Below are 16,103 nucleotides of genomic sequence, written 5' to 3'. Positions count from 1 at the left end.
TTGATGTGGCAATCGCGCTTGCTTGTAACGTACCCCTGGGGTACTATCCACCCGTGCAAAGAAGCCCAGGGGTACTAAAGCCGACGATGGAGAACACCGCGCACTTGCGGGTCGAGCGGCGGATCAACCCTGGCAAGCTCATCGCTGCACGGCTGGGCAAAGGCATTCAGACCCAGCGTGAAATGGCGAGCCTGATCGGCATGACCCGAACGAACTACAGCACTTGGGAGAAGTCACCCCCTGAGCGGTATCCGTTCCGGCATGTCAACGCGCTTCTGACCGTGCTGAACAAAACCTGGGAGGACATCAGCGACCCGATTACCTGAACCCTGAACCCCCACGCCCCGTGCATCTGAACGGTCAGATGCGCTTTTTCCATGCCGTTTTTCCCGGCCATACCCCGGACGGCCGCACACGACCAGGGTCCACTGCCCACCACCGGGCGTGACGCATGACAACGAACGGCCAGTCCCACATCAAGGTGGTGTGCTGGCCATCCTAAAAGCGGGCCAGTGCATGGCCCGTGATCGGCTGCGCGCCGGGGTTGCCCCTCGAACGACTCGACAGGGATGTCGGGAAAGGCGGGTGCAAGCGCCCCCCGAACGGTTGATCCGCTTGACCCTGAGCGGAGAGTACAGGGCTGGGTGCTGTGCCCAGCGGGAGCAAGGACCCCGCCAAAAACCGCCGCGTTGAGCAGGCCTCCATAAAGCGCGTGACAGCGGAGGAACGGGAGCGAATCATCCGTCGGCGCACGTTGGCGACCTGCCAACCTCTGCCTGAACCAAGACATCGTGAGGACCCCGCCGTGGCCAAGAGCAGCAAACACGGCGGTTGAGCTGGACGGAATCCAGTGCACCGACTCCCCAGGTGCCATCAGGGGAGTGGCGGCAGGTCAGCATGCGCCGCCCAAACACGAGGCTGACGAGGTCCATCACGCCACCAAGAGCAGCAAGGCGTCCGAACATCACATTCCAGCTCCTGCCCCGCGCAGGGGCACTTCATGGAGGGCCTCCGATCGGGGAGCGCCTGGCCAGTTCAATCCTGGCGCCCTCCCAGACCTCAGCTGGCCACGCGCCTCCTGAGCGACCGCGCGCGTGGCCGTCACGCGCGCAGCAACATGCTTTCCCCACTGGGACGCCAGTGGGCAGTGGAGGGTGACGGTGGGCGGCCTGCCCCGCTCCGCCCGACCACGCGGACGCCCAGCGCCAGGGTGATCACGTCCGGACCAAATCAGGGGAGTGGCGCTCCCCGGCTCCAGTACTTCCGGGGCGGCCTTGCAGGTTCAAGGCCCCCCGGCCCGCCAGGCCCCTGGGGAGAGTGGGGCCGGTGCACCGACCGCGTCGGCGCGACAGACGGCAGGGGACGGAAGGCCTGCGCCCCTGCCTCGCCATCCCAGGCAGCTTCGGCAGCCAGACACAGGCCAGGCGCAATGCCTGGTGTACACGCACCACCTGGTGCGGGCGTTGTGACAGCGCTGCCCCAATCGCCGATAAGCCCCTCAGCGGGCCACGGCACACCGGGCCATCACCCGAGCCAGAGCGGGCCTCTGGCACCCCACCCACCGGGGACCGCGTGGGCCTCATCTCCAGGTCACCCCTGGCTTCAGGGGCGTGTGCCGACGAACACGCCCCACTCGGGCGCCGCCTGCGGGGGCACGCCCAGACCGCTCCACTACGGCCGAGGCCGGACGACGTGTCCGGCCCCGGCCATCGCCCTGCCGTGAATCCAGCACCGGAGGTCTTCATGCCGCCCTGAACACGAATGCACCTCCCTTTCTGAAACCGTGGGCGCCCCAGCGTCCACGTCACCTCGGCCCCGGACATGAGGCAGGTTCAACTCCTGCCGCCGAGTTCAAAACCAGGAGCACCATGCCCAGAAATAAGTCGTTTCAATTCACGGCCCAGGATGCCGCTCGCCTGTACGCCGAACAGTACCCCTCACGCACCCACGACCAGGAGGTGCAGCACACCCTGGGCCAGCTGCTCGAGCACCACGTCCGTCCTGCCGCCCGGCGCGACACCTCCATCACCCTGCGCGTCGACCCGCCCCTCGTGGCCGGGCTGGTCAGCGCGTTCCACGACCTGGGCTATGACGTCACCTCCACGGTGCAGGCCGGCACACCGACTGGCGCCCTGAAGGTGTCCTGGCCCCGGCAGCCCTTCGTGCCACCGACCCACGCGCCCACCATGCCGCCCCCACCCCCAGCACCGCCCCGGGAGGTGGAGGTCCAGCCCAGCCCCACCCAGCTGCTCAGCCGTCTGTTCGGCTGGATCTGGCGCTAACCCCTTCCCGTTCTCTCGTCCTGCAGGAGCCGCCATGTTCAGCCCCCTTGAATTGAAAACCGCTCTGACCCGTGAGGACCTCAAGCGCGTGCACTACCACCCGCCAGATCGGGGCCGCTCCTACGACCAAGGATTGACCCTCCTGCGCGCCGCCACCCGGCAGGTGCAGGTGTTCGTGGTGCGGCTGCATCAAGGGGTGCCGGTGCGGGTGCTGCGGGCGATTGACCCGGTCGAACTCCAGCACCCGAAGCTGCTGCCCGGGCAGACCGCGTACGCGCTCGCATTCCGACATGACGGGCAGGACACCCTCCTCGTGGTGTCCCCCGGCACGCTGGCCGTCCCCGAGCCCGGCACCCTGCGCGACCTCCTCGTGGACGCTGGCATGCTGCCCGCTCCACCCATTGACCGGGCGGCCTTGGTGGCTACCCCTCGGGTCCAGCCACCGCCCGCCCCTGCGGCACAGCCCCAGTCCCAGCGCAAGGTCAGGCCAAAGAACGCGCCGCAGCGTCCCCTCCCGGACGGCCGTGCCGGCAAGCAGGTCGGCAACCGGGGCAAGAAAAGCAAGAAGAAACGCCGCTGAGTTACCAGTCGGCGTTCGCTTTCTTCTTGCCTGCGCGGGCGTAATTCACGTACACCTCGGTGGTGCTGATGCCCCGGTGGCGCAGCAGATCGCGCACCTCTATCAGGTCCTGCGTCGCCACATACATGCGGGTGCCCGCCGAGTGCCGCAGGCCGTGCACCTCCCGCCCCCCGTACTGCACGCCTGCGGCCGCGCACAGGCGCTTGACCGCCTTCTCCACGCCCCGGCGCGTGCGAATGGCCAGTACGAACTCCTTGGCGTGAGGCGTGGCGACCAGCCAGGTGCGCAGGGCGGCAGTGGCCGTCCGTGACAGCGGCACGTCCTGCCGCTTGCCCCCCTTGCCCTCCACGGTGACGTACGGCTCCCGCGCGTCCAAATGTACGTCCCCGCGCCGCAGGGTCAGCATCTCGTTGTTCCGCAGGCCGCAGTGGGCCCCCAGCAGGATGATCACGGCCTCCTGCATCCCGCAGACCGCGAGCAGCGCGGCGAGGTCCTCGTCGCTGTAGGGCTTGCGCTTCTCCCACCGGGGCACCGGGTCGGTGGGGGTTTTCACGTCCGTGAAGGGCGAGGCCTGCGTGGCGCCTGACCAGCGCAGGGCGGCGAACAGGTTGCGCGCGGCCGCGAGGCGCACCCGCACGCTGGCGGGGGCCAGCTTCTGTGCCTCCAGGTGGCGGGCGTACCGGAAGCCGTCACTCGCAGCTGGCCGCAGCAGGCTGACGCTGGCCGGCACGGCCCAGTCCAGGAACACGCCCAGGCCCGTGCGGTAGGCGATCAGGGTGTGGTCGCTCACGCGGGCGCCCCGGCCACCTTGGTTGACTAGGTATGCCTCCAGGATCGCCCACAGGGCGTCACGGTCCACGTCGCGGGCGGCGCGCACGGCCTCGCGCTTCAGGGCGTCCGGTTCCAGGCGGGCGATCCGATCGGCACGGGCCTGCAGGTCCAGGTTGTGGGCCATCAGCGCCAGTGTCATGCCCGAGAGCATACCCCTGAACGCGTGCAGCACGCATCCGCCACATCAAGCACCTCAAGGAGAGGACATGACGTACCCCTGGCTCCGCCACTGGTTGGCCCGACGACGCGCGGCCCGGCCCCTGCACCGCATTCCCGCCCGGCACCGCGTGCTGCATGCCCTGCGCGCCGGATACACCTACGTCAGCCAGATCAGTCGCGCTTATGCCGTGGGCATCAGTTTCGTGTGGGCCTGCCTGGACGATCTAGAAGATCGGGGCCTGGCTCGCAGTTGGCTCGAACAGCTGCTGCCAGATGCAGACCACCCCGCACGGCGTGGGTACCATCTGACCCTGGCTGGCACCGTGGAGGCACAGGAGGTGCTGGGCGATGGCGAGCAGGTGGACGTGGCGCTGGCCACCCTTGAAGCATTCGAGCGGGGCCAGACATGACGGTCATCGCGGCGGTGGTGCATGAGGGCACGGTGCATATGGGAGCGGACAGCATGGTCATCGGGGACCGGCCGGTCATGCAGGCGCACCCGAAGGTGTTGCGGCTCGGGCCCCTGCTGATTGGGGTGAGCGGGGCCATGCGGATACTGGATCTGCTGGAGTTCGGGCTGGACCTGCCAGAGCCAGGCCGAACAGAACGTCCGGACCGGTACGTGCGGTGGACGGTCGGTCGTGCCGTCCGTCAGCTCGTGCAGGAGGGCACACACGTGGACACCCGGCATGGGCGGGAGGACGCGGCCTTCGAAGCCCTGATCGGGTTTGAGGGCGCGCTGTACCTGCTGGGTTCTGACTTCGCGGTGACCCGGGTGGCCACGCCCTATGAAGCGATTGGGAGCGGACAGCGGGCGGCCCTGGGCGCGCTGTATGCCACAGACACCCTGGCGCCGGTGGCACGCCTGGAGGTGGCGCTCGCGGCCGCCGTGCAGTTTGACGAAAACTGCCGGCCCCCCTTCGGGTTCTGGGAACTGCCGCTGAGGGACGACCCGTGACCACCGCGACCCTCAATCCGTACCTCGAGGAGTTCCTGAAGTTTCAGGAGCTGCAGCGTGAACCCGGCATCCAGCGCGCGCCGCCGCCCCTTGATCACCTCCACGCACGGTGTGAGGCGTCGCCCAGCGCCCGCTCGGCCCTGACCCGGTACAAGGCCTTCATGTCGGGCAATACGCCTTTCCTCGCGGCCACCTTGGCGCGGGAAGTGCTGGTGCGGCTGTACAGCTGGGCGGTCCCGGACGACGCAGCGCTGATCACGATCGCGGCCCAGGGGCCGGTGGTGGAGATCGGGGCGGGCAACGGGTACTGGGCGAGTCTCCTGCGCCAGCGGGGCGTGACGGTGCACGCGTATGACCGTGCGCCCTGGGTAAACCTGCACACGGAGGTCCTGGTGGGGGAGGCGCGCCGGGCGGCTGATCACCCCGAGGCAACGTTGCTGTTGTGCTGGCCTCCATACGTGCTGCCGATGGCCGCGCAGGCGCTGGCGGCCTACCAGGGCGACACGGTGGTGTACATCGGCGAAGGCCAGGGCGGGTGCACGGCGGATGATGCCTTCCACGCGCAGCTGGCGGCACAGTGGCGGTTGGTGGTGGAGCAGGAGATTCCGCGCTGGGACGGCTGGCATGATCACTTGTGGGTGTACCAGCGTCAGTGATCTGGCGCGCTGCCTAGACAGGCTGCTGGTGGCTGATCACCCCCAGGACAGGCAGTGTGTGACACATGCAACGCATCATCCTGATCGCCGCTGCCGCCCTGATTCTCGCCGCCCTGATCATCGCGGTTCTTTCTCGGCCCACGCCCCGCGAGCCGGTCAATGTCACCACCTGCCGCACCTTCGTTGAGCGGCTGGGCTGGCGTGATCTGAAGGTTCAGGGCTCGGCCTTCGACAGCAAGGTGCAGGTGCTCTTGATCGGTACCCCGCCGGCCGGGGGGCTGCCGGATCTCCAGTGCCGTTTCAGTGATGGCCAGCTGAGGCTGGTTCGGGAGGTGGGGGGTCGGCAGTTGTACCCCTGAGCGGGGGCAGGTGCTGGTTGGGGGGAGGCGTTTGGGTCTTCTCCCCTTTCCATGGCGGCCTGACAAATAACACCAATTATGCGAACTCACCTGACTACAGAGGATTAACCAGACCGCCAAAGGCAATCGGCTGTGAATCCCTTCACTTATTCATTCCCTCAAAGGAGCACCATGACCACCCCCACCACCCCAGAGGCCAGCGCCCCTGCAAACGCCACGGCACCGGTCACCTCCACGGTCCTCGCCTACATCGAGGACCGCCTGAACACCCAGGCCCCCACCCACGACTACGGCGCCGGCTACTGCGCGGCCCTGCGAGACGTGCAGGAGAAACTCCAAGCTGCGCTCGCGCAGCACCAGCCCCTGGAGGCGCACGAGAAAGCCGTGCTCTGGGACGGCCTGATGGGCGCCGGTCGCCTCCGCGTCATGGGCTGGGCAGGCCCTGACGACGCGCCCACCCACATCGGCCTGGAACTGTGGGTGCGGTATCCCGGCTATGACTTCACGGAAAGCAACGCCCAGGCGCAGGCCTTGATTGCCGGCTTCGCCCGCGCGGCCGCCCACCCCCGCTAACCCACCCGCCTCTGCCCTGGCCCCAGCGCCAGGCGCCCTCACGAGGTCACCATGCTGCAGCCCACCCCCGGGCCCGCCTGCCCCCCGCAGGCGGGCCTGCCCCCATTCCAGGCCACCCTTGCCGGCAGTCTGAACATCGTCATCAACCTCGCCCAGACCAAAGGCAGCGACGCCAGCCGCTTCCAAGCCCTGCTGCCCCAGGTGGCCCAGTTCCCGCAGCTGGACCCGGAGCGGCACCTCAGCGCTGCCCAACGCGAAACCGCCCGCCAGGCCCTGCTCAGCACCATGACGCTGGTCGAGGGAGGCCTGGTCGAGGACCCCCACGGCGTCCTGACCCTGGACGCCTTGGACGCCGGCCTTGACCGGCTGACCGGCGCGGCGGCCGCAGGACTGCGCGCATGACCGAGTGGACCTTTTCCCCTTTGCAGTTCGTCCTGGTCCTGCTGGCCACCGCCCTGGGCAGCGGCTTGATCGGTGGCGCCGCCGTCGCCACCTACGTCGCCTGGCGCGCGGAGCAGGACGCCAGAGAGGCCGTGCGCCAGATCCGCACGCGGGAGGCCTGGGAGACACATGGCACCTGAGCTGCTGGATCTGGCGGCCGCCCTTGCCGCCGCTGCTGAAGCCCAGGACATCGGGGTCCTGGTGCTGCTCGCCACCCCCACCGAGGAAGGTGAGGACGTGCACGCCCACGTGCACGCGCCCGCTGATCTGGGCCACGACACGCTGCGCGAACTGGCGTGCGAGGTCCTGCAGGCGCGCACATGACCCTCGCGGCCCTCACGGATCTGCAGGTGGTGACACTGCTGTGCCAGACCTACCCAGAGCAGTTCATGCTGCTGGGCCTCAGTCACCTCTGGCCCGGCCCGCCCAGCGCGCCGCAGGTCAAGCATGCCCTGGCCCACGGCAGCAACCTGATCGTCTGCTCCCCGGCCGGCCACTGGCGCAGCGCTGAACTGGACTGGCAGGCGGACCACCTCGTCCCCACCCCGGATGAGTTCGGCCAGGGCCTCGGCGCCGTGCAGCGCCTGTTGGACGGTCAGGACCCCGTGCTGCTGATGGGCTGGACCCCCGCCGAGCCTCCAGACAACGCGTTCTGGGCCGTACTCGAGTTTCACCATCAGGAGGTCGTGCACCTGAGCCGCGCCCGCAGCCGCTGCCTGAGTGTTGCAGTCCTGCGCGCGGCCGCCGCAGCCACCCAGGCAGGCCACCTGCGCCGGCGGGACGCATGAGCACCCCTGCCCCTACCCCGGCCCGCACCCCGCTGCTGTGCCAGCGCTTCGTGGGCGTGTTCCTGCTGCAGGGGACCACAGCTCTTCCCGTGCGGTCCCTGCTCGTCAACTGGGGCGCTGGGTTCCAGAAAACGGGCATTTCCTGGCTGGCCGAGGACGAACTCACCGCCAGCCTGGAGGAGGGCGGGCAGGGCTACCGCGCCGTCCAGCACATCGCCAGCCAGCTGAGACTGCGCCTGACCGTGACCAGCGCTAGCACTGGCCTCGTCAGTGCCAGTCTGGAACAGGTCAAGGACGGGCTCCTTCTGCTGGAGCACGGGCGGCACGCGAACGCCAGTGTCGCCGCGCTGCGTGCCCTGGGCGCGGCCACGCACGCCTGGGGGCTCCGGGCCCCGCCATGAGCGGCCCCGAACCGCCCGGCGCCAACCGGCTGGCCAAAAGCCTCGCGGCGCTGCTGCGCAAGAGCCGATCATCTGGGGATCCGGAGTCAATGGTGCTGCATAACGGCCTGCACGTGCAGGTCGAGACGGTGCACGAGGACGTGCTCCGCCTGTGGCGCAAGGCGGGCCATCCCAGCCCGGACGAGGCCGCCACGGTGGCCACCGCCGTGGGCTGGGCCGTCTATGACGCGGACTGGGAGAGCACAGAGGGCACCCGGTACCTGGTGGTGCGCCAGCGCCCGGAGGTCGAGGACGATCACCCGGACGACGTACCGCCCTGGGAGGACCGCCCACCCGTCGTCCTGTCTGGCGTGCTGTTCGCCGTGCCGGAGCCGCACCCATACCCGGAGGTGGCCCAGCGCCTGCGCCGCTCGTACACCCCACCGCGTGGGCGGTTCATGTGCCACCGGGACGAGCTGAGCGCGGCGGAACAGAGCGAGTTTGCATGGTTCGTGCTGGACCGTCTGCCTAAGGCCGAGAAACGGCATGAGCACGCCCTGACCCATTACGCGCAGCGGGTGCTGGGCTTGCGGCAGCTGCTGCACTGGCGGGGCCTCACCCGTGAGCAGGCCCGGACAGTCATGCGCGCTTGTGCGGCGCAGTACCCGCTGGCCCGGCCAGAAAGGCCGTAGAGGACGGTCTGCCGCAACTGTTTGTACAGCACGATTCCCAAAACAGCGTGATACTCTGCGACTACCCCGGTAAGGCACCGATAGACACTGCCTGAAAGGCGATCGCCCAGTGCTGGAAACACTGAGCGATCACAGTACGCAGAGTTTTTGACAGGGCTCTGAACCATCTGGCTTCCACTGGAAGTCAGCGGCTTACCCGTAGTTTAGACGGTCTACGGGGTGCTGGTCAACGTGGCCAGCAACAGCGCGAGCTGAAGCCCATCGCCACCTGAGGAGGTGGAACCGTCCGAGGACACCCACATCGTGAGCGCCAGAAAAACGGTCGGCTTCGAGCTGCCGAACTATACGCAGAGTCCGAACGTGCTGTTCGACGACCTGCTGCCAGTCATGAGCAATGCCGAACTTCGGGTGACCTTGGTACTGATCCGGCTCACCTTCGGCTGGCACCGTGAACGATCGGACAAGATGAGCAACAAGGAAATCGCCAAGCTGGCCGGCATCAGTCCCAACAGTGCAAAGACCGGGATCAGCGAAGGCATGCGGCGCGGCACCATCAAGCGTTACAAAGCCAAGGATGAACTCAATCGGGAGGTGTTCCGATACGGGTTGCGCCTGGCGACCGGCATCAGCACCGAGGAGTTCGTGCGCGAACGAAAAACACCAGTTTCTCTCGCGCCAGACGACGTGCAACCGGGTTCACGTAGCCAAATTTTGGCCACGTCAAAATTTGCCCGCATGACCCGGCCGTATAGCCAAATTTTGGCCATATGCCCCGTGACTTCATATGGCCAAATTTTGGCCACGTCTTATAAGGAACAAAGAAACATCCTTGTTAAAAGAAAAAAAGAAGAGGGAAACGCTGCTGGCGAGCGGACTTCCAGACCACCGCAACACGTCTCTCTTCCCGTGGAGGATGAGCAGGGCAAAGACACCTCTGGCGTGGAAGGCGAACCCCGGCCCCCCACGGCCCTCACAGCCCCGTCAGGCGAAGCGGCAGGTGGGGACATGGGAAGTCCAGCCGAGGACCTTGAAAAGGTTCCGGCGGCGGGCGGCGCGGCTGACCCGGTGGTCAGTTGGGACCCGGCTGAGACGGACAGCCTGATCGACGATTACATGAACGGCCGCTGGCTCCAGCCCTGGACACCCCGGGGCAGCGCCCAACAGAACCGGCCCATGGTGCAGGAGGTCACCAAAGACGGCTTCCGGCGCACCTGGGTGGCGGAATACCTCAGCCCCGATCAGGTGGAAGCCATCGCGGACGAGGTACGGGCCTACCGCGACGGTCTCATGGCCAAAGCGCCTGACCCAAGCGTGCGCGTGTACACCTTCCAGCACTACCTGAATCAGACCCTGCAGGAGCGCGTGACCGCCATCCGCCTGCTGCGGCGCCAGGTGGAAGATGCGCAGCCTCAGGGGGCTGTGGCGGCCCCGCCAGTGGCGGATCTCGCTCCACCTGAGCCGGACCTCGAGGGCCCGCCGCCTGTGCCCTTCAACCCGCATGCGACCGGCGCGCAGTGGTACCGCCGCACTGACGGCGCACCTGTCACGATCGCCGAGGTCCGGATGGTCAGGGTCGGCAAGGGTGAGCGGCAACGGTTTGTCATGAGCGATGACCCGAAACAGTTGCTGGACGTCCTGCAAATCACCACCCGGTACAGCCTCACCCCGTTGGAAAGCACAGGGAGCTGACATGCCCACGCCCATGCCCCACATGGCCCTGGTGACCGTGACCGGCTGGCCACGCCCCACCGACACTGGCATTCAGGTCGGCCACCTGCAGATCCATACCCGCTGGCGCCCAGGTCCTGAGCCCGGCCGCGTGACTGTGCGCGCCTACCCGCAGACCCGCCCAGACGGCAGCCTGCACCGCCTGTACGCCTTCCCCAGCAACATCCACCGGGCTCGAATGCCGAACGGCACAGGTCTCACCGTGGTCGGCCAGCTGCTGCGCATCGATCGCAACGAGGGCCTGATCCGTGTGAAGGTTTGCCCGGGGATGGCAGACACCGAACCGTTCGTGGTGACGATGCAGGCCAGCAGCGAGGTCCTGGCATTCGACCCGGGCACGTTCAGCGTGCGGGTGACGGGGCGCGTCTTAAACCTGCGCTGGGGCGTGCTGCTCGCGGATCAGGTGGCCCCGGTGTACGCGCCGGTGCCCGAGCGTTGGCACCGTCATCGGGTGGCCAGGCCCCCGCAGGTTCGGGCGCTCCTACAAACCGCTGCAGACTGACGCTGACGCGGTTTCTCGCCCGAGTAAAATCCCTCACTCGCCGTCTCCGGGCGTTCAGCCAGGATGCGGTCCATGCGCCCTTTATTGATTTCTACCCCACCCACCGCCCCCACTGACCAGACCACCGCACTGGTCTCCCTGGTCTTCCCAGATGCCCTGGCCCCAATCGGCCATGTGGTGCGCTTGCAGAGGCGCGACTACCAGATCAAGGACCTGCGCCTCCTCGCGGACGGCCAGGTCGAACATCAGCTGCGCCCCTGCTGAAGGGGCCACGCCGCGCCCCAGAGGGCGCGTTCCCTCCCCCGTTCTGGCCCTCCCGGCCGGCGCGGGGCTTTTCGTTGGAGGTGCCCCATGACCGCCCCCGATGACCTGACCCTGGATCTGCGCGCGCTGCAGGCCGAGGCCGACGAGGAACTCAACCGCTACGGCCCCGAGGCCCCCGGCGCCCAGCAGCGCCTGCAGGCCCTGACCCGCCTGGCCCCGCCCAGACCGCTGGACATGGACACCGTGCTGCGCGCCTTCGGGGCGGACCTGTGACGATCGCCCGCGAGAATGCCCTGCCCTACCGCCGCCGCATCCCCGGGCCCGACCCGGCCCAGCCCTTCACCGTGCTGCAGGGCGTGGCCGTGGTCATCGGCCTGCACGACAGCGTGACCCTGCCGGCCGGCGCGACGTGGCCCGGCACGTGGCGGCTCAGCCCGGAGGTGCAGTCCCAGCTGCAGCCCTGGGAAACGCGGCTGCTCGGCAACACGGTGGTCACGCCCTGGACGCCCACGCCGCGCGAGGTGGAATTCGCCGCCGCCCTGGTGGTGGCGCAGCTGCTGCGCGGACGGTCGCCCTTACCGGAGCGGCAGGCCCTGCTGCGCCACTGCCTGCCCGCGACCGGGCAGGCAGAACCGGGGCACAACCTCGACACCCTGGGTGCCGCCCTGGCGGTGAGCCGCAGCACCCTGCGCGGCCTCTCGCCCTGACCAGCCCCCGCCCCGTTCGCCTGGCGCGGTCCCCTTCACAGCTGGAAGGGGGCCGCGCCCCTGCTTCTGGAGGTGATCCCCATGCTGCCCGAGTACTCAACCTGCCCGCCGCATCTGGCCAGCCGCACCACGCTGAAGAAACTGGGGCTCTCCCCCACCGAGGGCCCGGTGGCCACCCTGCGCTACCGCACCCCGGCGGGGTGGGCGAGCTGCAACCTCTACAGCCGCCAGGCGACGCGTTCCCAGAAGGACGCCAACGCCGCGAAAAAGCGCCGTCTGGCCAACCTGGGCGGGCAGTTCTCGATGTTCCCGGCGAGGGACGAGTGAGGTTCGCCCGCGAGGTCCGGGCGCCGGCCGGGGCGGCGTGTCAGGCCTGCCTGAGCTGGGGGCAGCATCTGCCCCCCAGCGCCCTGCGCGCCGAGGTTCCTGGTGCCAGCACCTTCCGCAATTGCCGGCGACCCCGCCACGTGGCGTACAGCGGCGAGGTCACCGCCTATGGCCGCACCCTCTACACCCACCCGGACGGCCGCTGCGCCGATTTCACCCCAAAAGGAGACCCCGTAACTTGACCCGCCCCCCGCTCGTGATCAACCCGTTTGCCCTGTCCCCTGAACATCACCTGCTGCGGCGGCTCAACGACCGCGAGCCCACCACGCTTCTGGACGCCGTGGCGCGCGTCGTCCAGCTCTATCCCCAGTTCACCGTGCTGGGCTGCGCCGCGCCCGGTCAGGACCCGCAGCCCAGCGCAGCCGCCATGCGGGCCTGGGACGCCATCGCCCGCGAGCCCTGGACCCGGGCGGTGCGGCAGGGCCACCGGCACGGCCTGGTGTTGACCGGGCAGGGCGAACTGCGCCTGCAGGACCTGTGGCACCGCGAGGTGATCACCCCCTACCTGCGCCGGGTGGAGCACGACCTGGGCGAGGGCGCCGCCCGGCAGGCCGCCGCCGAACTGGCCCGTGAACGCTAACCCCTTTTCTCCCTGGAGGTTGAGATGACCCTGATCCGCATTCTGGTGGTGGCCCTGATCGGCACCGTGGTGGCCGCGCTCGTGCGCTCCTTTCTTCCAGAGTCCGTTCGGCCGTGGGGTGGGCCGCTGGTGGCGTTGCTGGTCAGCCTGGGCCTGTCCCTGCTCTGGCACCGGCGCGCCCAGCGGCGCCAGGCGGTGCAGGCCATGTCCGACCGCGTCGCGCAGCGCCTGCGCGAGATTCAGGCGGACCTGCACGTGGCCCGGACCCGCCCCGGGGCGCAGGGCACAGTCATCGTCGCGGCCCTGCAGGCCGAGCGCGTTGCGGTCCAACGACAGGCGGATCAGGTCCTGCTGGGCCAGGTGCGCCCGCAGGCGGTGCCAGGGCCGCGCCCCACCATCGCCTGGCTGCCCGAGCCGGTGCACCACACCCCGGCCAGCGCCGGCGGTCAGGCGAGCCGCGCGACGCCCCGTGGTGGGGCCGCACCCCGGACATCCCGCCCAGCCCATACCTCTGAAACCAGCACCAGCACGGAGCCCTTCTTCCTGCCGGCGGCGTCGCTGGACTCCGTACCGGAGTCTGTGCCTGCCCCCGTTGAGGACCGGCCCAGCACGTCCACCCCGGACACGCCCAGTTCGGGGGGAAGTGATTCGGGTGGTTCGGGCAGCAGTGACAGTGGCAGCGCCAGCAGCGACGGGGGCGGCTGGTGACGGCAGTGCGGTGGTTCACGCTGGCGCTGTATCTGTTCACCGTGGTGCGCAGCACGGGCACCGTGGCGGGCAGCCTGGGCTGGGCACTGGCGTTGGGCTGGCTGCTGCTGTGCGTGCTGCTGGCTCGGCCTGTGGTGGTCCTGCTGGGCCGGTACCCGACCCCCCTGAGCCTGCCGCGCCGGCCGGGTCTGGGGCGCCTCTCCCTCCTGATCGTGTGTAGCTTTCCCGTGCCTGTGGTGCCGGCGGCCGCCCTGCTGATCTTTACCACCTCGGCCCTCACGGTCCTGGTGTTCAGCGACGACATCGACCGGTGGCGGAAAAAGCTCAGCCGCCGGGTGCAGCGCTGGCGCCAGGGCTTCCGCTGGACGCGGCCGGTCATGGGGGGCGCGTGACCGGGCCGCTGCGGGCCGACATCGCGCTGCTGGCCGATGGCAACCCGGCCCGCCCAAGTGACCGGCACCGTGCCGGCAAAGCCGCGCAGCGCCTCCTGGCAGCCTGCACGAACGTGGAGCGCGCCCAGGTCCTCGCCTTTGTGCACGGCCATCAGTCGCGGCTGGGCCTGCAGCAGCCCACCTGGCTCTACCAGATGGCGGGTCTGCTGATGGCGCGCAGCACGGGCACGGTGCCGGAACGGGCCGCATACGTCCTGGGCACGCTGCGCGCCCGGTTGATCGTGGCCCTGGGCCTGCGCGCGCGAGGGGCGCGGTAATGGCGCGCTGGGTGCTCATGGACGGCGAGTCCATGCGCCGCCGCTTCTACGTCGAGGCCCCGACCCGCGACGCCGCCGCTGAGCTGTGGGCGAAAAACCACGCCCGCTTCCGCCACTATCCGACCCGGGTGACGCCGGCCGGGGGGCACTGGTACGACGTGACCCACACCATTGATGGCCAAGCGTGTCCTATGCCCCGGTTTCTGCGCGTGGTGCGGGCCCCGGACCAGTCCCGGCGGGGGTTGGACGAGGCCTCGGCCCAGGGGGCCGTCGCCGCGCACTTCGGTCCTGGCTGGGCGCTGACGGAAATGGCGCTGTACGCCGACCCCCGGCACTACCGGGAGCAGGGCCGCGCCGATCTGGTGCTGCTCCCGGACAGCGGGCCCAGCGTGGGCGTGGAAATCAAAACGGACCGCGATAGTTTGTACCGTTGCAAGCGGCAGGTGCCGCTCTACGACGTGCTGGTCGCGCGCCGGTACCTCGCCACCACGCCGCGTCACATCGAGAAGGCCCTGACCTTTCTGCCGGAGGCCTGGGGCGTGCTCGTGCTCTGCCCCGACACGCACGCCGTGCTGGAGGAGTGCCGCGCGCCCGAGCCAGGACCGGATTGGGTCACCACGGCATACCTGATGCGCGAACTCTGGAGCCAGGAATTGATCCCGGCGCTGCTCGCCACGGGGATGCGCGCCACGCCAGCACGGCGTATGAGCAATGGCCAGCGCGCCCACGCCCTGCTGCAGCACCACGGGGACGCGGCGGCGCGCGCCCTGACCCTGGACCTGCTCTCGCGCCGCACCGGCACGCGCGTGACCGCCACGCGCCTGGAGAACTCATGCCAGACGTAATTTACAAATATCCGCTTAGCCTGCTGGAACCCACCGAACTGGACTTGCCGGACGGCGAGGTCACGCATGTGGGCGCACAGAACGGGCAGATCTGCTTGTGGATACGCCATGCCCAGGCGGCCCCTGCCACGCGCCGCTGCACCTTCATGGTGGTCGGTACGGGGCAGCCCTTCCCCACCACTATGACGTCCCTGGGGACGGTGCAGATGCCGCCGTACGTCTGGCATGTCGGCCTGCTGCGTGAGCAACCCCTATGAACGCGCCTGCCACGAATGACGTTCCCAGCGCGTTCCGCGTTCGTCAGACCATGAACAGTCAACTCCAGCCAGAGGCGCAGGACCAGCTGAGCAGGCTGGCCAGGGACATTGACGCGGCGGCGGCTGTGCACGAGTACAGCCTTGAGGTCTCCCAGATGGCGCCTGGTGTGGTGCGGGTGCTGCTGGCACGCGGGTTTGAGGTGCGTCACCATCAGCGCCCGAGTGGTGAGACCTGGACAGTGGGCTGGCGGTACCCGGGCCGGATCACCCTGTGGCAGCGGCTGCGTGCGGCCCTCGCTGCTTACCGGGACCCCGCTGCGGTCGGCATTCCGCAGGTCGTCACGCGGGAATCGCCCCCATTCGCCCCCCCGAGCGCCTGTGGCACGCCGCTGGTGATCACGCCACCCGAGACAGGCCCGAGGAAGAAATAGGCCGTGTACCGCTTTCCGCCGATGACCCGGGAGCTGGTACCACCGCCTCCCCGCTCCTTGCACAGGCGGGCGCTGCACCGCGCGGCCCTGCAGGCCCGCCTGACCCCCAGCCGGACCTGGTTGTTGCTGGAGCTGTGGAGGCGCCTGCCCTGGTCGGACGTTCGCGGGTGGGTCCTGGACCGCCGTGGGCGTCTCGGGTACTGGCGCCTCGTGTACAGCTCCCTGCGCGTGCAGTGGACCCCCACCGGGCTCTCCTGGACTGAACTCGCTGCCCTGCCCCCTGCGC

The 16,103-nt window shown here is 69.0% G+C and carries 29 protein-coding genes; 28 read left to right on the top strand and 1 reads right to left on the bottom strand.

All coding sequences use genetic code 11. The features are described 5' to 3' along the window. The first annotated feature begins 86 nt into the window (after positions 1-86). The 3 genes from K7W41_RS18840 (at position 87) to K7W41_RS18830 (ending at position 2,862) form a co-directional block, all read left to right on the top strand. Positions 87-326 (top strand): helix-turn-helix domain-containing protein, encoded by a 240-nt coding sequence (locus tag K7W41_RS18840; RefSeq protein ID WP_224611802.1) that lies wholly within the window; start codon positions 87-89, stop codon positions 324-326. Between the two features lie 1,542 nt (positions 327-1,868). Further along, entirely contained in the window at positions 1,869-2,282 is a 414-nt protein-coding gene (locus tag K7W41_RS18835; RefSeq protein WP_224611801.1) for a hypothetical protein, read from the top strand. A 34-nt stretch (positions 2,283-2,316) separates the two neighbouring features. Further along, positions 2,317-2,862 (top strand): hypothetical protein, encoded by a 546-nt coding sequence (locus K7W41_RS18830; RefSeq protein ID WP_224611800.1) that lies wholly within the window; start codon positions 2,317-2,319, stop codon positions 2,860-2,862. Position 2,863: 1 nt separating this feature from the next. On the opposite strand, the gene K7W41_RS18825 is transcribed toward K7W41_RS18830, so the two are convergent. Continuing rightward, positions 2,864-3,832, bottom strand: a complete 969-nt coding sequence (locus K7W41_RS18825; RefSeq protein ID WP_224611799.1) for a tyrosine-type recombinase/integrase — start codon at positions 3,830-3,832, stop codon at positions 2,864-2,866. A gap of 67 nt (positions 3,833-3,899) precedes the next feature. Here K7W41_RS18825 and K7W41_RS18820 point away from each other — a divergent pair, with 67 nt between their 5' ends. From K7W41_RS18820 to K7W41_RS18700, 25 genes are all read left to right on the top strand, one after another. Next, positions 3,900-4,262 (top strand): hypothetical protein, encoded by a 363-nt coding sequence (locus K7W41_RS18820; RefSeq protein WP_224611798.1) that lies wholly within the window; start codon positions 3,900-3,902, stop codon positions 4,260-4,262. Then, the gene (locus tag K7W41_RS18815) at positions 4,259-4,810 is read left to right on the top strand and encodes a hypothetical protein (protein ID WP_224611797.1); all 552 of its coding nucleotides are present in this window, start codon (positions 4,259-4,261) and stop codon (positions 4,808-4,810) included. The genes K7W41_RS18820 and K7W41_RS18815 overlap by 4 nt, the downstream gene beginning before the upstream one ends. After that, positions 4,807-5,466: a class I SAM-dependent methyltransferase gene (locus K7W41_RS18810; protein ID WP_224611796.1), complete on the top strand. Its 660-nt coding sequence runs from the start codon at positions 4,807-4,809 to the stop codon at positions 5,464-5,466. The genes K7W41_RS18815 and K7W41_RS18810 overlap by 4 nt, the downstream gene beginning before the upstream one ends. A gap of 65 nt (positions 5,467-5,531) precedes the next feature. After that, complete coding sequence (locus K7W41_RS18805; RefSeq protein ID WP_224611795.1) at positions 5,532-5,825, top strand: hypothetical protein; 294 nt, start codon at positions 5,532-5,534, stop codon at positions 5,823-5,825. A 171-nt stretch (positions 5,826-5,996) separates the two neighbouring features. After that, positions 5,997-6,398: a hypothetical protein gene (locus K7W41_RS18800; protein ID WP_224611794.1), complete on the top strand. Its 402-nt coding sequence runs from the start codon at positions 5,997-5,999 to the stop codon at positions 6,396-6,398. A gap of 51 nt (positions 6,399-6,449) precedes the next feature. Then, positions 6,450-6,800 carry a hypothetical protein gene (locus K7W41_RS18795; protein ID WP_224611793.1) on the top strand — a complete coding sequence of 117 codons (351 nt, stop codon included), beginning with the start codon at positions 6,450-6,452 and terminating at the stop codon, positions 6,798-6,800. Continuing rightward, a complete protein-coding gene (locus K7W41_RS18790) occupies positions 6,797-6,979 on the top strand; it encodes a hypothetical protein (RefSeq protein ID WP_224611792.1) in 183 nt (60 codons plus the stop codon). The genes K7W41_RS18795 and K7W41_RS18790 overlap by 4 nt, the downstream gene beginning before the upstream one ends. Further along, a complete protein-coding gene (locus K7W41_RS18785) occupies positions 6,969-7,163 on the top strand; it encodes a hypothetical protein (protein WP_224611791.1) in 195 nt (64 codons plus the stop codon). Before K7W41_RS18790 ends, K7W41_RS18785 begins: the two co-directional genes overlap by 11 nt. Continuing rightward, the gene (locus tag K7W41_RS18780; RefSeq protein ID WP_224611790.1) at positions 7,160-7,627 is read left to right on the top strand and encodes a hypothetical protein; all 468 of its coding nucleotides are present in this window, start codon (positions 7,160-7,162) and stop codon (positions 7,625-7,627) included. The genes K7W41_RS18785 and K7W41_RS18780 overlap by 4 nt, the downstream gene beginning before the upstream one ends. Continuing rightward, positions 7,624-8,028, top strand: coding sequence for a hypothetical protein (locus tag K7W41_RS18775; protein ID WP_224611789.1), 405 nt, complete (start codon positions 7,624-7,626; stop codon positions 8,026-8,028). Before K7W41_RS18780 ends, K7W41_RS18775 begins: the two co-directional genes overlap by 4 nt. Continuing rightward, on the top strand, positions 8,025-8,699 hold the full coding sequence (locus tag K7W41_RS18770) for a hypothetical protein (RefSeq protein ID WP_224611788.1): 675 nt from the start codon (positions 8,025-8,027) through the stop codon (positions 8,697-8,699). The genes K7W41_RS18775 and K7W41_RS18770 overlap by 4 nt, the downstream gene beginning before the upstream one ends. A gap of 276 nt (positions 8,700-8,975) precedes the next feature. Further along, entirely contained in the window at positions 8,976-10,388 is a 1,413-nt protein-coding gene (locus tag K7W41_RS18765; protein WP_224611787.1) for a replication protein, read from the top strand. A gap of 1 nt (position 10,389) precedes the next feature. Beyond that, complete coding sequence (locus K7W41_RS18760) at positions 10,390-10,929, top strand: hypothetical protein (RefSeq protein ID WP_224611786.1); 540 nt, start codon at positions 10,390-10,392, stop codon at positions 10,927-10,929. A gap of 72 nt (positions 10,930-11,001) precedes the next feature. Beyond that, on the top strand, positions 11,002-11,193 hold the full coding sequence (locus K7W41_RS18755; RefSeq protein ID WP_224611785.1) for a hypothetical protein: 192 nt from the start codon (positions 11,002-11,004) through the stop codon (positions 11,191-11,193). Between the two features lie 87 nt (positions 11,194-11,280). Beyond that, a complete protein-coding gene (locus K7W41_RS18750; protein WP_224611784.1) occupies positions 11,281-11,466 on the top strand; it encodes a hypothetical protein in 186 nt (61 codons plus the stop codon). Next, positions 11,463-11,900, top strand: coding sequence for a hypothetical protein (locus K7W41_RS18745; protein WP_224611783.1), 438 nt, complete (start codon positions 11,463-11,465; stop codon positions 11,898-11,900). The genes K7W41_RS18750 and K7W41_RS18745 overlap by 4 nt, the downstream gene beginning before the upstream one ends. 81 nt (positions 11,901-11,981) lie before the next feature. Continuing rightward, positions 11,982-12,227 (top strand): hypothetical protein, encoded by a 246-nt coding sequence (locus K7W41_RS18740; protein ID WP_224611782.1) that lies wholly within the window; start codon positions 11,982-11,984, stop codon positions 12,225-12,227. Beyond that, complete coding sequence (locus tag K7W41_RS18735; protein WP_224611781.1) at positions 12,224-12,469, top strand: hypothetical protein; 246 nt, start codon at positions 12,224-12,226, stop codon at positions 12,467-12,469. Before K7W41_RS18740 ends, K7W41_RS18735 begins: the two co-directional genes overlap by 4 nt. Further along, complete coding sequence (locus K7W41_RS18730; RefSeq protein ID WP_224611780.1) at positions 12,466-12,867, top strand: hypothetical protein; 402 nt, start codon at positions 12,466-12,468, stop codon at positions 12,865-12,867. The genes K7W41_RS18735 and K7W41_RS18730 overlap by 4 nt, the downstream gene beginning before the upstream one ends. 24 nt (positions 12,868-12,891) lie before the next feature. Further along, a complete protein-coding gene (locus tag K7W41_RS18725) occupies positions 12,892-13,575 on the top strand; it encodes a hypothetical protein (protein ID WP_224611779.1) in 684 nt (227 codons plus the stop codon). Then, a complete protein-coding gene (locus K7W41_RS18720) occupies positions 13,572-13,967 on the top strand; it encodes a hypothetical protein (RefSeq protein WP_224611778.1) in 396 nt (131 codons plus the stop codon). The genes K7W41_RS18725 and K7W41_RS18720 overlap by 4 nt, the downstream gene beginning before the upstream one ends. Then, positions 13,964-14,284: a hypothetical protein gene (locus K7W41_RS18715; RefSeq protein WP_224611777.1), complete on the top strand. Its 321-nt coding sequence runs from the start codon at positions 13,964-13,966 to the stop codon at positions 14,282-14,284. The genes K7W41_RS18720 and K7W41_RS18715 overlap by 4 nt, the downstream gene beginning before the upstream one ends. Beyond that, positions 14,284-15,129, top strand: coding sequence for a sce7726 family protein (locus tag K7W41_RS18710; RefSeq protein ID WP_224611776.1), 846 nt, complete (start codon positions 14,284-14,286; stop codon positions 15,127-15,129). Before K7W41_RS18715 ends, K7W41_RS18710 begins: the two co-directional genes overlap by 1 nt. Then, positions 15,117-15,386 (top strand): DUF7352 domain-containing protein, encoded by a 270-nt coding sequence (locus K7W41_RS18705; protein ID WP_224611775.1) that lies wholly within the window; start codon positions 15,117-15,119, stop codon positions 15,384-15,386. The genes K7W41_RS18710 and K7W41_RS18705 overlap by 13 nt, the downstream gene beginning before the upstream one ends. Then, positions 15,383-15,817, top strand: coding sequence for a hypothetical protein (locus K7W41_RS18700; RefSeq protein ID WP_224611774.1), 435 nt, complete (start codon positions 15,383-15,385; stop codon positions 15,815-15,817). The genes K7W41_RS18705 and K7W41_RS18700 overlap by 4 nt, the downstream gene beginning before the upstream one ends. Positions 15,818-16,103: the final 286 nt, after the last annotated feature.

It is taken from the genome of Deinococcus multiflagellatus, assembly GCF_020166415.1.
GTDB lineage: Bacteria > Deinococcota > Deinococci > Deinococcales > Deinococcaceae > Deinococcus > Deinococcus multiflagellatus.
The sequence above is the reverse complement of the archived record's forward strand: the minus strand, read 5'-3'. Positions and strand labels throughout refer to the sequence as shown.

Excerpts from the sequence above, each read along its gene's own strand:
- K7W41_RS18760 (WP_224611786.1), top strand. The coding sequence starts at position 10,390 with ATGCCCACGCCCATGCCCCACATGGCCCTGGTGACCGTGACCGGCTGG.
- K7W41_RS18805 (WP_224611795.1), top strand. The coding sequence starts at position 5,532 with ATGCAACGCATCATCCTGATCGCCGCTGCCGCCCTGATTCTCGCCGCC.
- K7W41_RS18790 (WP_224611792.1), top strand. The coding sequence starts at position 6,797 with ATGACCGAGTGGACCTTTTCCCCTTTGCAGTTCGTCCTGGTCCTGCTG.
- K7W41_RS18800 (WP_224611794.1), top strand. The coding sequence starts at position 5,997 with ATGACCACCCCCACCACCCCAGAGGCCAGCGCCCCTGCAAACGCCACG.
- K7W41_RS18770 (WP_224611788.1), top strand. The coding sequence starts at position 8,025 with ATGAGCGGCCCCGAACCGCCCGGCGCCAACCGGCTGGCCAAAAGCCTC.
- K7W41_RS18740 (WP_224611782.1), top strand. The coding sequence starts at position 11,982 with ATGCTGCCCGAGTACTCAACCTGCCCGCCGCATCTGGCCAGCCGCACC.
- K7W41_RS18775 (WP_224611789.1), top strand. The coding sequence starts at position 7,624 with ATGAGCACCCCTGCCCCTACCCCGGCCCGCACCCCGCTGCTGTGCCAG.
- K7W41_RS18705 (WP_224611775.1), top strand. The coding sequence starts at position 15,117 with ATGCCAGACGTAATTTACAAATATCCGCTTAGCCTGCTGGAACCCACC.
- K7W41_RS18725 (WP_224611779.1), top strand. The coding sequence starts at position 12,892 with ATGACCCTGATCCGCATTCTGGTGGTGGCCCTGATCGGCACCGTGGTG.
- K7W41_RS18700 (WP_224611774.1), top strand. The coding sequence starts at position 15,383 with ATGAACGCGCCTGCCACGAATGACGTTCCCAGCGCGTTCCGCGTTCGT.
- K7W41_RS18825 (WP_224611799.1), bottom strand. The coding sequence starts at position 3,832 with ATGACACTGGCGCTGATGGCCCACAACCTGGACCTGCAGGCCCGTGCC.
- K7W41_RS18755 (WP_224611785.1), top strand. The coding sequence starts at position 11,002 with ATGCGCCCTTTATTGATTTCTACCCCACCCACCGCCCCCACTGACCAG.
- K7W41_RS18780 (WP_224611790.1), top strand. The coding sequence starts at position 7,160 with ATGACCCTCGCGGCCCTCACGGATCTGCAGGTGGTGACACTGCTGTGC.
- K7W41_RS18785 (WP_224611791.1), top strand. The coding sequence starts at position 6,969 with ATGGCACCTGAGCTGCTGGATCTGGCGGCCGCCCTTGCCGCCGCTGCT.
- K7W41_RS18820 (WP_224611798.1), top strand. The coding sequence starts at position 3,900 with ATGACGTACCCCTGGCTCCGCCACTGGTTGGCCCGACGACGCGCGGCC.
- K7W41_RS18795 (WP_224611793.1), top strand. The coding sequence starts at position 6,450 with ATGCTGCAGCCCACCCCCGGGCCCGCCTGCCCCCCGCAGGCGGGCCTG.
- K7W41_RS18840 (WP_224611802.1), top strand. The coding sequence starts at position 87 with ATGGAGAACACCGCGCACTTGCGGGTCGAGCGGCGGATCAACCCTGGC.
- K7W41_RS18710 (WP_224611776.1), top strand. The coding sequence starts at position 14,284 with ATGGCGCGCTGGGTGCTCATGGACGGCGAGTCCATGCGCCGCCGCTTC.
- K7W41_RS18835 (WP_224611801.1), top strand. The coding sequence starts at position 1,869 with ATGCCCAGAAATAAGTCGTTTCAATTCACGGCCCAGGATGCCGCTCGC.
- K7W41_RS18815 (WP_224611797.1), top strand. The coding sequence starts at position 4,259 with ATGACGGTCATCGCGGCGGTGGTGCATGAGGGCACGGTGCATATGGGA.
- K7W41_RS18830 (WP_224611800.1), top strand. The coding sequence starts at position 2,317 with ATGTTCAGCCCCCTTGAATTGAAAACCGCTCTGACCCGTGAGGACCTC.
- K7W41_RS18750 (WP_224611784.1), top strand. The coding sequence starts at position 11,281 with ATGACCGCCCCCGATGACCTGACCCTGGATCTGCGCGCGCTGCAGGCC.